This is a genomic window from Streptomyces sp. NPDC085946 (assembly GCF_044540485.1).
Lineage (GTDB): Bacteria > Actinomycetota > Actinomycetes > Streptomycetales > Streptomycetaceae > Streptomyces.
In genome coordinates, this window is the sequence record NZ_JBITSF010000001.1 from 341074 (window position 1) to 355053 (window position 13980).

General features: G+C 74.3%; 11 protein-coding genes and 1 pseudogene. 3 read left to right on the plus strand and 9 right to left on the minus strand.

Annotation, left to right across the window (positions count from 1 at the left end):
* Positions 1-1419: an ABC transporter substrate-binding protein gene (locus tag ACIF8T_RS01495; RefSeq protein ID WP_400029968.1), complete on the minus strand. Its 1419-nt coding sequence runs from the start codon at positions 1417-1419 to the stop codon at positions 1-3.
* 164 nt (positions 1420-1583) lie between these two features.
* Here ACIF8T_RS01495 and ACIF8T_RS01500 point away from each other — a divergent pair.
* From ACIF8T_RS01500 to ACIF8T_RS01510, 3 genes and pseudogenes are all read left to right on the plus strand, one after another.
* Positions 1584-2858 (plus strand): annotated as a pseudogene (locus tag ACIF8T_RS01500) (FGGY-family carbohydrate kinase); the annotation flags it as partial.
* A gap of 722 nt (positions 2859-3580) precedes the next feature.
* Positions 3581-4186 carry a histidine phosphatase family protein gene (locus ACIF8T_RS01505; protein WP_400029970.1) on the plus strand — a complete coding sequence of 202 codons (606 nt, stop codon included), beginning with the start codon at positions 3581-3583 and terminating at the stop codon, positions 4184-4186.
* A 52-nt stretch (positions 4187-4238) separates the two neighbouring features.
* Entirely contained in the window at positions 4239-5015 is a 777-nt protein-coding gene (locus tag ACIF8T_RS01510) for an SAM-dependent methyltransferase (RefSeq protein ID WP_400029972.1), read from the plus strand.
* Positions 5016-5135: 120 nt separating this feature from the next.
* Here the strand turns inward: ACIF8T_RS01510 and ACIF8T_RS01515 are convergent, their stop codons facing one another.
* The 8 genes from ACIF8T_RS01515 to ACIF8T_RS01550 form a co-directional block, all read right to left on the minus strand.
* Complete coding sequence (locus tag ACIF8T_RS01515; RefSeq protein WP_400029974.1) at positions 5136-5783, minus strand: superoxide dismutase; 648 nt, start codon at positions 5781-5783, stop codon at positions 5136-5138.
* 197 nt (positions 5784-5980) lie between these two features.
* Positions 5981-7369: an amino acid permease gene (locus ACIF8T_RS01520; protein WP_400029976.1), complete on the minus strand. Its 1389-nt coding sequence runs from the start codon at positions 7367-7369 to the stop codon at positions 5981-5983.
* A 188-nt stretch (positions 7370-7557) separates the two neighbouring features.
* Positions 7558-8448, minus strand: a complete 891-nt coding sequence (locus ACIF8T_RS01525) for a TauD/TfdA dioxygenase family protein (RefSeq protein ID WP_400029978.1) — start codon at positions 8446-8448, stop codon at positions 7558-7560.
* A 14-nt stretch (positions 8449-8462) separates the two neighbouring features.
* Positions 8463-9800, minus strand: a complete 1338-nt coding sequence (locus ACIF8T_RS01530; RefSeq protein ID WP_400029980.1) for an LLM class flavin-dependent oxidoreductase — start codon at positions 9798-9800, stop codon at positions 8463-8465.
* Entirely contained in the window at positions 9797-10531 is a 735-nt protein-coding gene (locus tag ACIF8T_RS01535; protein WP_400029982.1) for an ABC transporter ATP-binding protein, read from the minus strand. The genes ACIF8T_RS01530 and ACIF8T_RS01535 overlap by 4 nt, the downstream gene beginning before the upstream one ends.
* Positions 10507-11355, minus strand: coding sequence for an ABC transporter permease (locus ACIF8T_RS01540; protein WP_400029984.1), 849 nt, complete (start codon positions 11353-11355; stop codon positions 10507-10509). Before ACIF8T_RS01540 ends, ACIF8T_RS01535 begins: the two co-directional genes overlap by 25 nt.
* The gene (locus ACIF8T_RS01545; protein WP_400029986.1) at positions 11352-12419 is read right to left on the minus strand and encodes an ABC transporter substrate-binding protein; all 1068 of its coding nucleotides are present in this window, start codon (positions 12417-12419) and stop codon (positions 11352-11354) included. The genes ACIF8T_RS01540 and ACIF8T_RS01545 overlap by 4 nt, the downstream gene beginning before the upstream one ends.
* Positions 12420-12625: 206 nt before the next feature.
* Positions 12626-13825, minus strand: coding sequence for an ROK family protein (locus ACIF8T_RS01550; RefSeq protein ID WP_400029988.1), 1200 nt, complete (start codon positions 13823-13825; stop codon positions 12626-12628).
* Between the last annotated feature and the right edge of the window lie 155 nt (positions 13826-13980).

Below are 13980 nucleotides of genomic sequence, written 5' to 3' on the forward strand. Positions count from 1 at the left end.
CTAGCCCACCGTGCCGGCGAGGTCGTCGGCCAGGGCGTCGAGGACCGACCGGGCGTTCTTCCCGCCGTAGATCTCCTGGAGGGCGGCGGCCCAGCTGGTGGTGGCGTCGAAGAACTGCGCCTGCGGGGTGAACTGGATCCTCGTCCGGTCCACGACCGTCTCGAAGGTCTCCAGGAAGCCCGGCAGATGCCGCATCTTGTCCCGGTAGGCGGCGTCCCGGCTGACGGACCTGCGCACCGGGTCGATGTGGTGGTGCCTGACCGCGCCCTCGCGCAGGTGCTCCTTGCCGGTCGCCCACTGCAGGAACAGCCAGCCGGCGCTCTTCCTCCTGCTCCTGGCGTTCATGCCGAGCGACCAGACCCACATGTTGGTGGCGAGCGACCCGTCCGGTCCCTTCGGCCCGGGGTGGAAGGCGATCTTCCCGGAGGCGGGGCTCGCGCCCCGCACGGCCTGGAAGTAGGCGGCCGTGTCGGCGTCGAACAGCATCGCCGCCTTCTTCGCGCCCAGGTCCCCGGAGCACTGGTACCAGCTGTACGACGTCCACGACGGCGGCCCGCCCTGCCGGACCATGCGGGCCCAGTCCGCGGTGAACGCGACCGCCTCGGGGCTGTTCATGGCGGGGGTGAGCCTGCCGCCCTCGACGGTGAAGTCCTTCAGCCCGTTGCGGGCGTACATCGTCATGAAGCCGGGGTGGATGGTCGCCCAGCTCCGCGACCCGCGGACGGCGATCCCGTACATGCCGTCGAAGCCGGCGCCGGGCGCCTTCCGCTTGATCGTGGCCGCGAGGTCCCGCAGTTCGTCGAAGGTCTCGGCGGGCCGCAGCCCGAGCCTGCCGAACACCTCGGTGTTGTACGCGACGACGTTGGTCTCCCAGCCCCACGGCAGCGCGTACTGCCCGCCCCGCCCGAGCGGGTCGCCCGCCTTCAGCGACCACCGGCCGGCCTGGAGGAGGCCGGGGAAGAAGTCGGCCCGGTCCCACTCGTCGCCGGTGGCCGAGGGGTTGCGCATCCAGGGCCCGAGGTCCTCCAGCCAGCCCGGCGGCCCGTACTGCCAGACCATGTACGCCCCGAGCATGAACACGTCGTAGGAGGCGCGCCCGCTGGACAGGTCCACGGTGAGCTTGTCGAAGTAGTTGTCCTCGGGGAAGACGTCGTACTCGACCTCGATGCCGGTCTTCTCGGTGAAGGACTTCAGGCCGGCCAGGAGCGCGTCCGTGTACGGGTGCTTGTTCAGCAGCGCCTTGACGGTGGTGCCCTTCTCCCGCCTCCAGTCGAAGGAGCCGGTGACGTCGTCGGCGGCCGAGCCGTCGCGCTCGGGCGCGTTCCCCCCGAACCCGGCGCCGCAGCCGGTGAGCAGCGGGGCGGCGGCCCCGGCGGCCAGGGCGAGGAAGCGCCGGCGGTCGTGCACGTGCGTGTCCATCCGTGACCTCCGTCGGTCCGGGCCGGTCTGGGTAACACGTCGAGTCGGCTCGCCAACAGAGCGTGGAGCGGGAGAAGTCGGGCGTCAATCCCTCGCGCACGCGGAAATCCCATAGCAGAGTGAGAAGTTCACAAGCCGGTGTGCGAGGTGTGGGAGGGGCCGGGATGACCGACGAGGGGTGGCTGGGGATCGACCTCGGCACGCAGGGCGTGCGCGTGCTGGTCGTCACCGCCGACGGCACGGTCCTCGGCGCCGGAGCGGCGCCGCTGGCCGGGCGGCGGGACGGGGTGCGGCACGAGCAGGACCCGCTGCGGTGGTGGGAGGCGGTGTGCGCGGCGTCCCGCTCGGCCCTCGCCCCGCTGCCGGGCGTGCCGATCGGCGGGCTCGCGGTGTGCGGCACCTCCGGGACCGTCCTGCTGACCGACGGCGCGGGACACCCGGTGAGCCCCGCGCTGATGTACGACGACGGCCGGGCGGCGGCGCAGGCGGCGCGGGCGCGCCGGGCCGGGATCGCGGTGCAGGACACCTGGGCGCTGCCGAAGGCGCTGTGGCTGGCCGCGGAGCACGGCGGCGGCCGCACGCCCGCCTCCCGGCTCCGCCTCGCCCACCAGCCCGACCTGGTCGTCGCCCGCCTCACCGGCGAGCCGCCCCCCGCCGACTCCAGCCACGCCCTCAAGACCGGCTACGACCCGCTGCGCGACGCCTGGCCCGAGGCCGCCCTGGACGAACTCGGCGTCCCGCCCGGCCTGTTGCCCCGGGTCGTCCCGCCCGGCACCCCGCTCGGCGAGGTCTCCCGGGCCGCCGCCGACGCCACCGGCATCCCCGCGGGCACGCCGGTGGTCGCCGGGATGACCGACGGCTGCGCGGCCCAGATCGCCGCGGGCGCCCTGCGGCCCGGCTCCTGGAACACGGTGCTCGGCACCACGCTCGTCCTCAAGGGCGCCGCCCGGGATCCCGTCCTCGACCCGTCCGGCGTCGTCTACAACCACCGCGCGCCGGACGGCACCTGGCTGCCCGGCGGGGCGTCGAGCGTGGGGGCGGGGGCCCTGGCGGCGGCCTTCCCCGGGGCGGACCCGGCCGCCATGGACGGACGGGCGGCGGCGTTCGAACCGTCCGGTGCGGTGGCCTACCCGCTGGTGTCGCCGGGGGAGCGGTTCCCGTTCCTGGCCCCGGACGCCAGGCCCTTCCTGCTCGGCGAACCCGCCGGTGACGCCGACCGGTGGGCCGCGCTGCTCCAAGGGGTCGGCCTCGTGGAACGCCTGTGCCTGGACTACCTGCACCACCTGGGCGCCCCCCTGGACGGCCCGCTCGCCTTCACCGGCGGCGCCGCCCGCAGCGCCTACTGGAACCAGCTCCGCACCGACATCCTGGCCCGCCCGGCCCGCGTCCCCGAACACCCGGAACCGGCCCTGGGCATGGCGGCCCTGGCGGCGTACGGGGTGCTGACCGCGCGGCTCGGCGACGGGCCGGGGACCGGGCCGGGGCCTTCGGACGGCCCCGGCCCCGGCCCCCGGCCCGTGGCCGGCCCCGGTGTGGGCGCGGGTGCTCCGTCCGGCGGGGGACCGGCCCGCGGCGGGGCGTCCGGGCCCGGCGCCGGGCCCGGCAGGGGAGCGGGGGCGGGCGCGGGAGGGGGGACCGGGCCGGCGGGGAGCGCGGACGCCGGGAGCGCGCGGGACACTCGGGTGGGGCCGGCCGCCGGGGGCGCGGGGAGTGGCGCGGACACCGGACCGCGCACCGGCGCGCCCCCCGGCGCGGACGGCCCGCCGTGGGACGGCGCGATCGGCCGGGACGGGAGGGACGGGCGTGATGCCCGGAGGTCCGGCGCGGGGGACGGGCGTGATGCCCGGAGGTCCGGCGCGGGCGGCGGGCCCGGAGCCCGGACGCCCGGCGCCGGGGGCGGGACCGGCGTGCCCGGGCCCGGGGGCGCGAGCGCGGGGTCCGGCGCGGTGGCCGTGCCGGGGCCGGCCGCGGCCCTCGCGCTCGCCGACCTCACCGACCGCATGGTCCGCGTCCGTACCGTCGTGGAGCCCCGCAGGGACCGCACGGAGCGGTTCGCCGAGCCGTACGCTCGCCTCGTCGACGCACTGGAGGCGCGCGGCTGGCTGCCCGCCCCGGTCGCCGCCCACGCCCGCACCCGCCTCCACCAGGACACCTCGCACTCATGACGACCCTCCTCCTCGCCCGCCACGGGCAGACCGTCTGGCACGCCGAGAACCGCTACGCCGGCGTCAGCGACATCGCCCTTACCGACACCGGCCGCGCCCAGGCCGAGGCCCTCGGCCGCTGGATCGCCGCGCACCCCGTCGACGCGGTGTGGACCTCCCCGCTGTCCCGCGCGACGGCCACCGCCGACCCCGCCTGCCGCGCGCTGGGGCTGACCCCGCACCGCGAACCCGACCTGCGCGAATGCGACTTCGGCGTGGTGGAGGGCCGCACCCTCGCCGAGTTCGCCGCCGAGGAGCCGCAGCACGCGCGGGCCTACCGCGCCGACCCGGTGGCGCACGCCTTCCCGGGCGCGGAGGACCCCGCCGCGGCCGCCGCCCGCGGCGCCGCCGCCCTGCACCGCATCGCCGCCGCCCACCCCGGCGGGCGCGTCCTGGTCGTCGCCCACAACACCCTGCTGCGCCTGGTGCTGTGCCGGTCGCTGCACATCCCGCTGCGCGAGTACCGCCGCGTCCTCCCGCGCCTGCGCAACGCGGCGATCACCGAACTCCGCGTCACCGACGGCTCCGTCGCGCTGATGTCCCTCAATGTGCCGTGCGCGTGAGGCCGGGCCGTAGGAGGATCGGTGGCGAACCGACCCCGGAGGCAGACCCCCCATGACGCAGATCGACACCTCCGTGCCGCACTCGGCCCGGATCTGGAACCACTGGCTGGGCGGCAAGGACAACTACCCCGTCGACGAGGAGGCCGGGGACGCCTACGCCGCCGTCTTCCCGGGCATCGTCACCATCGCCCGCAGCAGCCGCGCCTTCCTCGGCCGCAGCATCGGCTACCTCGTGCGGGAGGCGGGCGTACGGCAGTTCCTGGACGTCGGCACCGGTCTGCCGACCGTCGACAACACCCACGAGGTCGCCCAGCGCCTCGCCCCCGAGTCGCGCGTCGTCTACGTCGACAACGACCCGCTGGTCCTCACCCACGCCCGCGCCCTGCTCACCTCCACCCCCGAGGGCGCGACGGCGTACGAGGACCTCAGCCTGTACGAGCCCGAGCGGGTGCTGGAGGCCGCCGCCGGGACGCTCGACCTGAGCCGCCCGACGGCCCTGATCCTCAGCGGCATCCTGGGGCACGTCGCCGACCACGGGAAGGCCTGCGAGCTGGTCGGCCGTCTGCTGGCCGGGCTGTCCTCCGGCAGCTACCTGTGCGTCAACGACGGCTCGCGGGGCACCGACCCGGACTACGAGGCGGCCCAGGACGGCTACAACGAGACCGGCGCGGTGCCGTACTTCCTGCGGCCGGTGGACCGGATCGAGGCCTACTTCGAGGGGCTGGAGATGGTGGAGCCCGGTGTGGTCTCCGTGCCGCTGTGGCGGCCCGAGCCGGGCGCGCCGGCCACGCCGATCGGCCAGCACGGGGGTCTGGGCCGCAAGCCGTGATCCCCGCCGCGCGCGGCGAGCCCCCGCGGGTCCCGTCCCCGCGGGGGCTCGCCTCTCTTCCGCCTGCCCGCGTGAAGGGTGAGAAGACGATCACGAGGCAGGACGCTCAGGACGCGCCGGTCAAGGGGCCTGCAGGAGCACGTCCGGGCGGGACGCGGCCGCCGCGTGACGGCGGGCCACGTCCTGCCAGTCGACGACCTGCCACATGGCCTCGACGAAGTCGGCCTTCTGGTTCTTGTACTGCAGGTAGAAGGCGTGCTCCCAGGCGTCGAAGACCAGGATCGGCGTGGCGCCCTGGCCGACGTTGCCCTGGTGGTCGTAGACCTGCTCCACGATCAGCCGGCCGCTGAGCGGCTCGTGGGCGAGCACGCCCCAGCCGGAGCCCTGCGTGGTCGCGGCCGCCTTGGACAGCTGCGCCTTGAAGGCGGCGAACGACCCGAAGGACTCGGCGATCGCGTCGGCCAGCTCGCCCACGCCGTCCGCGGCGAGCGGCTCGCCCCCGCCCTCCTTCGGGCCGGTCATGTTCTGCCAGTAGATCGAGTGCAGGATGTGCCCCGACAGGTGGAACGCCAGGTTCTTCTCCAGGCCGTTGACCGACCCCCACTGCTCCTTGTCCCGCGCCTCGGCCAGCTGCTCCAGGGTGTCGTTGGCGCCCTTCACGTAGGCCGCGTGGTGCTTGTCGTGGTGCAGCTCGATGATCTCGGGGCTGATGACGGGCGCGAGTGCCGCGTAGTCGTACGGCAGGTCGGGCAGCGTGTAGACGGGCATGACGGGTCCCCTCCGAACCTCTTATTGCAAAAAGCTTGCAACTGCATGCTAGCGGCAAGAGGGTGCGGAGGGGTGCCCGGAACGCACGGAACAGGCCACCGGCACGCGAAGAGGTCCGGGCAGGCGACGAGCCCCGGGCACGCGCAGAGGCCCCCGCGTGCGTCACGCGGGGGCCTCTGCGGTGCCGGAGGGGGCGGTCAGTCCCTGGCGCGCGCCCGCTGCCAGGCGTAGCCGATCGCGGCCAGGACCAGCGTCATGGCGCCGGTCGAGTACAGCTGCACGCGGGTGCCGGGCTCCCGGGCCATCAGGACGAAGACGGCGGCCATGCCGGCCAGCGCCACCCAGGTCAGCCACGGGAAGGCCCACATCCGCACGGTCAGCCTCCCGGGCGCCTCCCGCTCCAGCCGGCGGCGCAGCCGCAGCTGCGAGACGGCGATGAAGATCCAGACGACCAGGATCACCGCGCCGATCATGTTCAGCAGCCAGGCGAAGACGTCGTCGGGACGCCAGTAGCTCAGCAGCACGCACAGGAAACCGAAGAGCGAGGAGGCCAGCACCGCGACCCGCGGCACGCCGCCCGACACCCGGCCCAGCGCCTTCGGGCCCTGCCCGCGCTCCACCAGCGAGTACGCGATGCGCGAGGCGCCGTAGACGTTGGCGTTCATCGCCGACAGCAGGGCCACCAGCACGACCACGTTCATCAGCTGCCCGGCGCCCGGGATGCCGATCTCGTCCAGGGCGGCGACGTACGGGCCCTTCTCGACGACCTCCTGCGCGTCCCAGGGGACGAGGGTGACGATGACGGCCATGGAGCCGATGTAGAACACCGCGATGCGCCACATCGCGGTGCGCACCGCGCTCGCCACGCCCCGGACGGGGTTCTCCGACTCGGCCGCCGCGATGGTGACCGTCTCCAGGCCGCCGTAGGCGAAGACGGACGCGAGCAGGCCGACGACCAGGCCCTCGCCGCCGTTGGGCAGCAGGCCCCCCTCGCCGGTCAGGTGGCTCGCGCCCGGCGAGTCCGTGCCGGGCAGGACGCCGGCGATCGCCAGCACGCCGAGCACGAGGAAGAGCGTGATCGCGCCGACCTTCAGGGCGGCGAACCAGAACTCGAACTCGCCGAAGTTCTTCACGGCGGCGAGGTTCGCGGCGCAGAACACCACCATGAACAGCGCCACCCACGCCCACTCGGGCGTGCCCGGCAGCCAGCCGGTCACGATCTTCGCGGCGCCGATGCCCTCCAGGCCGACGGCCGTGCACAGCAGCACCCAGAACGACCAGCCCGCGGTGAACCCGGCCCAGGGGCCGATCGCCCGCTCCGCGTGCGCGGAGAAGGAACCCGAGGACGGATACGCGGCGGACATCTCGCCGAGCATCCGCATCACCAGCATCACGAGGACGCCGGAGAGGGCGTAGGCGAGGACGATCGACGGGCCGGCGGCGGCGATGCCGGCGCCGGAGCCGACGAACAGGCCGGCGCCGATGACGCCGCCGAGGGCGATCATCGACAGGTGGCGCTGCTTCAGGCCGTGGGAGAGGGTGACGCCGTCCTGCGTCGCCGGTGACGTGGGGGTGGTGCTGGGCATGGGCGCGGCTCGTCCAATGCGTAGACGGCAAAACGCCGCCAGTCTGGGACGCCTCGCCGCCGTGGCGGAGAAGCGTCCCATCATGTGGACGCGAGCCGTGCGGAGCGCGACCGTCCGGTCACCCGGCGGCCGGGGTGCGGCGCGACCGTCCGGTCACCCGGCGACCGGACCGCGGCGCGCGCGTCCGGTCACGCGGCGACCGGGGTGTAGTGCGAGGCGTCGCCCTCGATCGCGTAGCTCTCCTTGCCCTCGACGCCGACCGGCACGTCGCCCGCGACGGTCACCCGGTTCAGGCGGCGCGGCCGTCCGTCGTAGTTGTCGATGGCGTAGTGCTGGGTGATCCGGTTGTCGAACAGGACCAGCTGGTTCGGCGACCAGCGGTGGCGCAGGACGTTCTCCGGGCGGGTGACGTAGGCCTGGAGCAGGTCGAGCAGCTTGCGGGACTCGCCCGCCGACAGGCCCACGATCCGCTGCGCGAACCCGCCGATGAACAGCCCGCGCTCCCCGGTCAGCGGGTGCACCCGGACCACGGGGTGCGCGGTGCGGTAGGTGATCGACGTGAACCGGGCGCGCTGGGCGGCCCGCTCCTCGTCGATCTCCTCCTCCGGCACCGCGTAGTCGTAGTCGTTGGTGTGCTCGGCCCACAGGGTGTCGGCCAGCCGCCTGAGCGGCTCCGGCAGGTCGCGGTAGGCGGCGGCGGAACTGGCGATCAGGGTCTCGCCGCCGTAGGGCGGGAGGGTGATGCTGCGCAGGGTGCTGGCCTGCGGCGGGTTCAGCACGAAGGTGACGTCGGTGTGCCAGTGGTTGGCGCTGCCCTGCTCGCTGTCCACGGGCAGCACGTTCGGGGCGCCCTCGACGGCCGGCACCGTCGGGTGGGCGGTGGTCAGCTCGCCGAAGTGGCGGGCGAAGGCCTGCTGGCCCTCGTCGTCGAGGTCGACGTCGTCGAAGACGAGCGCCTTGTGGGCGTTGAGGGCCTCGCGGAGCGCGGCGACCGTCTCCTCGTCCAAGGGCTTGGCGATGTCGACGCCGGAGACCTGGGCGCCGATGTGCGCGGTGATCTTACGGATCTCGATGCTCATGACAGGGGTTCCTCTCAGACGAGGGCGGGGCGGGCGACGTGCTGGTTGACGGGGCGGGGCAGGCCGTAGCGCTCCCGCAGGGTCCGGCGCGGTCCGTACGCGGTGCGCAGCAGGCCGCGGGCGCGCAGCAGCGGCACGACGTGGTCGACGAAGGCGTCGAGGCCGGAGGGCAGCACCGCGGGCATGATGTTGAAGCCGTCGGCGGCGCCCTGCGTGAACCACGTCTCGATGGCGTCCGCGACCTGCTCGGGCGTCCCCGCGAAGGTGAGGTGCCCGCGTCCGCCGCCGAGCCGCCCGATGAGCTGCCGGACGGTGAGCCGCTCGCGCCGGGCCAGCTCCACCACGAGCGTGTAGCGGCTCCTGGCGCCCTCGATGGCGTCCTCCGGCGGCAGGTCGCCGGGGAGCGGGCCGTCGAGGTCGAGCGTGCCGGGCTCCAGGTGCAGCAGGCCCTCCAGCCGGCTCACCCCGTGCGCGTACACGATGTGGTCCTCCAGCACCTGCTCGGCGGCCCGGGCCTCCGCCTCCGTGGAGCCGATGACGGGGACGATGCCGGGCAGCACCTTGACGTGGTCCGGGTCGCGGCCCTCGGCGGCCGTGCGGGCCTTGAGGTCGGCGTAGAAGGCCTGCGCGTCGGCGAGGGTCTGCTGGGCGGTGAAGACGGCCTCCGCGTAGCGGGCCGCGAACCGCTTGCCGTCCTCGGAGGAGCCCGCCTGCACCAGCAGCGGGTGGCCCTGCGGGCTGCGCGGCACGTTGAGCGGGCCCTCGACGCCGAAGTACGTGCCCCTGTGCCGGGGCGGGTGCACCTTGGCGTCGTCGCCCCAGACGCCCGCCGCCTTGTCGGCGACGATCACGTCGTCCTCCCAGCTGTCCCACAGCTTCAGCGCCACGTCGAGGAACTCGGCGGCCCGGGCGTAGCGGTCGGCGTGCGCGGGCTCGTGCTCGATGCCGAAGTTCCGGGCGGCCTCGGCCCCCGCCGTGGTGACGATGTTCCAGCCGGCCCGGCCGTCGCTGATGATGTCCAGCGAGGCGAGCCGGCGGGCCAGGTTGTACGGCGAGTTGTACGAGGTGGAGGCCGTGGCGATCAGGCCGATGTGCTCGGTGGCCGTCGCCAGGGCGGTGAGCAGCGTGACCGGTTCCAGGGCGCCGGCCGGGCGCTGGGCGACGCTGCCCCACAGCTGGGGGCTGTCGGCGAGGAACAGCGAGTCGAAGGTGCCGCGCTCGGCGGTCCGGGCCAGCCCGACGTAGTGCGACAGCCGCACGTGGGCGTACGGGTCGCTCTCCGGCAGCCGCCAGGACGCCTCGTGGTGGCCGGTGTTCATCAGGAACGCGTTCAGGTGCAGTCGGCGGGTCATGCGTGGTCCTCCGTCACGCCCAGGGCGGCGAGCAGCCGCGTGCGGTACTCGCCCAGCAGCGGGTCCCGGTACGAGCGCGGGTGCGGCCGGTCGATGGTCAGGTCGAGGCCGATGCGGCCGTCCTCCAGGACGAGGACCCGGTCGGCGAGCACGATCGCCTCGTCCACGTCGTGGGTGACGAGCAGCACCGAGGGCCGGTGCCGCTCCCACAGCTGCCGCAGCAGGCCGTGCATGCGGATCCGGGTCAGCGCGTCCAGGGCGCCGAACGGCTCGTCGGCGAGCAGCAGTTCGGGGTCCCGGACCAGGGAGCGGGCCAGGGCGGCGCGCTGCGCCTCGCCGCCGGACAGCTCGCTCGGCCAGGCCCGTTCGCGCCCCGCGAGGCCCACCTCGGCCAGGGCGTCCCGGCCGCGCCTCCCGGCGTCCCGGCCCTCGGCGCCCAGCAGCACGTTGTCGAGGACCCGGCGCCAGGGCAGCAGCCGCGAGTCCTGGAACACCACCGACACCCGCTCCGGGGCGGTCAGCTCGCCGCTGCCGGTGACCTCGTGGTCCAGGCCCGCCACCGCCCGCAGCAGCGTGCTCTTGCCGGAGCCGCTGTGCCCGAGCAGCGCGGTGAACTGCCCGGCGGGCAGGTCCAGGTCGATGCCGTCGAGGACGGTGCGCCCGTCGAAGGAGCGGGTCAGGCCGCGCAGCCGGACGGCGGGACGGGTCAGTTGCTCAGTGTGCGGCGCCACGACAGCACCCTCCGTTCGATGAAGCGGACCGTGCTGTCGGAGACCAGGCCGAAGACGCCGTAGACGACCAGGCCGACGAGGATGACGTCCGTCTGGCCGTAGTTCTGCGCCTGGAACATCATGTAGCCGAGGCCGCTGGTGGCGTTGATCTGCTCCAGCACCACCAGGCCCAGCCAGGAACCGGTCACCCCGAGCCGCAGTCCGACGAAGAAGCCGGGCAGGGCGCCGGGGACGACGATCTGCCGGATGAACGCCGGCCGCGACAGGCCCTGCACCTCGGCGAGTTCGACGTACCGGTGGTCGATGCCGGCCAGCGCGGCGTGCGTGTTGAGGTAGATCGGGATGTAGACGACGATCGCGATGATGGCGATCTTGAAGGTCTCGCCGATGCCCAGCCACAGGATGAACAGCGGGATCAGACCGAGGGTGGGGATCGCCCGGTTCAGGTTCACCGTCCCGTCGATCAGCGCCTCCCCGGTCCGGCTGAGCCCGGCGGCCAGCGCCAGGGCGATGCCGCCGGTCAGCCCGAGGACGAAGCCGCTCGCCGCGCGTTGCAGTGAGGTCAGGACGTCGTCGGGCAGGGTGCCGTCCGTCCACAGGTGGGCGCCGGTCCCGACGACCGTCCAGGGCGCGGGGATCGCCGCCGGGTCCAGGGCGCCGGCCGCGGAGGCGGCGGCCCACAGGGCGAGCAGCAGCACGGGTCCGAGGAACCGGGCGGCGGGCAGCCGCCGGCCGGGGGCGAGGGAGCGGCGCCTGCGGACCCGGCGGCCCTCCGGGGCGGGGGCGGCGGGCGCCTCGCTCACGGTCGTGGTCACGGCGGTCACCTCCGGTACTCCGCCGGGACGGCCCGCGCGGCGAGGGCCTCGAAGCGGTGGTCGAAGAGCCGGCCCACGTCGAACCGCTTCACGAAGCCGCCCTCCGCGAGCAGGTCGGCCGTCTCCTGCTCCCAGGCGATGGCCTCCTTCCAGTCCGGCGGGAACAGCGGCTTGTTGGCGAGCGCGCTGATGCCCTCGGCCTGGGCGAGGGTGAGGTTCTGCGTCTTGACGTAGAACTCCCTGTTCCAGAGGTCGGGGTGCTCGTACTGCCAGACCTGGCCCTTGGCCCAGTGCGGGATGTACGCGGCGATCGCGGCGGCCTTCGCCGGGTCGTTCAGCACGGCGGCCGGCGCCCACAGCAGGTTCAGCAGGTCGACGACGTCGGTGGTGATGACGCGGGCGCCCTTGGACGCGTACTGCTGGAGGTAGGCGGGCGCCTGCTGGTTGCCGAGCGGGGCGATGTCGACCTGGCCGGACTGCAGCGCGGTGAGGAACTGGTTGCTGGTCAGCGGCACCAGCTCCACCTCGTCGTGGGCCAGTCCGGCCTTCTTCAGCGCCCGCAGCAGCACGACCCCCTGGGCCTGCCCCTGCGAGAAGGCCAGCCTGCGGCCCTTGAAGTCGCCGACCGCACGGATGTCGCTGCCGGGCCTGGTGGCGAAGAGGTAGTTGGGCTTGCGGGTGATGTTGATCGCGACGATCTTCGCGTCGAAGCCCTGGTAGTGCGCCTGGATCGGCGGGATGCCCGCGTTGTTCGCCAGCTCCAGGGACCCGGAGCGGAAGGCGTTGATGACGTCCGGGCCGGCGCCGATGTTCAGCCAGCCGGCCACCTCGAAGGGCAGCTCCGGCAGCTTGGCGAGCTTGAACTGGAGCTGCTGGACGTTCTGGTACGAGGCGATCTTCAGGCTGGTGCCCGGGGGCACCTTCGTGGCGAGCGGGGCGGCGGAGGCTCCCTTCGCGCCGGTGGCGGCGTTGCTCTGCGCGCAGCCGGTGAGACCGGCCGCGGCCGCGGCCACCCCGGCCAGGGAGGTGAGGAACAGGCGCCGGTCGACGCCGCCGGCAAGGCGATCAGGCATGGGAGAACCCCCAGGGAAAAAGCAGTGGGAAAGCAGGAGGAATTCCGGGCGCGCGCAGTGGGCCCAGGAATGTGAAAACACCGTGAAAGGCAGTCAGAAGGACGCGCCCCGGGCGCGCCGGGGTGTCAGCAACAGAGAGTGCGACAGCTCATGAGCAGGATGTTCCCGGCCATGCTCGGCTCCTGTCAACATTCCGAGTTTCTGAATTAATTCGCCTCAGGTGACACGCCCAGCGGGTCCCGGTAGAGCACGTCCAAAGCGACGGCGCCGCCCGCCACGGCCAGCACGGAATCCGGGAAACTGATCGGGAAGACGGACGCGGAACGCTCTGCCCCGACCTCCTCGCGCAGCGCCGCCAGGCAGTCCGCGCGGTACAGGGACCCGACCTCGGTGACGACGACCCGCTCCGGGTTGAGCACGTCCAGCAGCAGCCCCGCCGCCCGCCCCACCATCCGCGCCCGCTCCGTCAGCAGCCGCACGGCCACCGGGTCGCCGTCCGCCGCCGCGGCGACCACGTGCATCGGGTTCACCCCGTCGACGACCCCGGCCTCCCGCGCCCGCCGGCACAGCGTCCGCTCGCTCAACTCGGCCTGGAGGCAGCCGGTCCGGCCGCAATCGCACGGCTCGGTGCCGCCGGCGAGCGGCAGGTGCGCGATGGAGCCCGCCTGCGAGCGCGGCCCGTGGTGCACCTCGTCGTTGGTGGCGAAGGCCGCGTCGACCACGTTGCCGGCGAACAGGTGCAGCACGCTCCGGCCGCCGCGCGCCCGCCCGAACAGCCGCTCCGCGTCGACCAGGGCCCGCGCGTGCCCGTCCACGTGGACCGGCAGCCCGGTGCGCGCGCCGAGCACCTCCCGTACGGGCACCTCCCGCCAGCCCAGCAGCGGGTGTTCGACGATGGTCCCGGAGTCCCGGTCCACCCAGCCGCCGGCCGCCAGCCCGACCCCCAGGGGCCGGCTGCCGGGGGCTCCGGCGAGCAGCGCCGCCAGCCCGTCGGCGGCCCGCGCCAGCACCCGCGCGGGATCGGTGCTCGTGTGCCGCAACTCCCGCCGCGCCACCACCCGTCCGCGCAGATCGAGCAGCGCGACCGTGGTGTACGGCACCGCCACGTGCACCCCGCCCACCACGAACCGGGAGTCGTCGAGGTCGACCGGCAGGTGCGGCCGGCCCACGCCCCGGGACCGCCGGGGCGCGGCGGACTCGCGGATCAGCCCGAGCTCGGCGAACCGGGCGCAGTAGTCGGTCACCGACGCCGGCGACAGGCCCGTCAGCCGGGCGAGGGTGCTGCGCGCGACCGGCCCGTGCTCCAGCACGGACCGCAGCAGGACACTGGCGCTCGTACGGCGCCGGTCGCGGTCGGCGACACGGGGGAAGGGGGACGTCAGAAGGGGAGCCGCGGTACGGGGCATGGGAATCTTCCTCGGGAGCCGGTCCGACACTGCGCCGTGATGCGGCGAGCCGGATCGCCTCCGCCCCGCCTACACCGGGCGGCGACAGGTGGCCGTGCCCTGGCGTCGCAGGTCGACGTAGCGACGCGAGGAGAAGTACCGGGCCTGGGCAACCA

What these genes read in the sequence shown, in the direction of transcription:
- ACIF8T_RS01505 (WP_400029970.1), top strand. Translation starts at nt 3,581, where the DNA reads ATGACGACCCTCCTCCTCGCCCGCCACGGGCAGACCGTCTGGCACGCC.
- ACIF8T_RS01530 (WP_400029980.1), bottom strand. Translation starts at nt 9,800, where the DNA reads ATGACCCGCCGACTGCACCTGAACGCGTTCCTGATGAACACCGGCCAC.
- ACIF8T_RS01510 (WP_400029972.1), top strand. Translation starts at nt 4,239, where the DNA reads ATGACGCAGATCGACACCTCCGTGCCGCACTCGGCCCGGATCTGGAAC.
- ACIF8T_RS01525 (WP_400029978.1), bottom strand. Translation starts at nt 8,448, where the DNA reads ATGAGCATCGAGATCCGTAAGATCACCGCGCACATCGGCGCCCAGGTC.
- ACIF8T_RS01495 (WP_400029968.1), bottom strand. Translation starts at nt 1,419, where the DNA reads ATGGACACGCACGTGCACGACCGCCGGCGCTTCCTCGCCCTGGCCGCC.
- ACIF8T_RS01515 (WP_400029974.1), bottom strand. Translation starts at nt 5,783, where the DNA reads ATGCCCGTCTACACGCTGCCCGACCTGCCGTACGACTACGCGGCACTC.
- ACIF8T_RS01520 (WP_400029976.1), bottom strand. Translation starts at nt 7,369, where the DNA reads ATGCCCAGCACCACCCCCACGTCACCGGCGACGCAGGACGGCGTCACC.
- ACIF8T_RS01545 (WP_400029986.1), bottom strand. Translation starts at nt 12,419, where the DNA reads ATGCCTGATCGCCTTGCCGGCGGCGTCGACCGGCGCCTGTTCCTCACC.
- ACIF8T_RS01550 (WP_400029988.1), bottom strand. Translation starts at nt 13,825, where the DNA reads ATGCCCCGTACCGCGGCTCCCCTTCTGACGTCCCCCTTCCCCCGTGTC.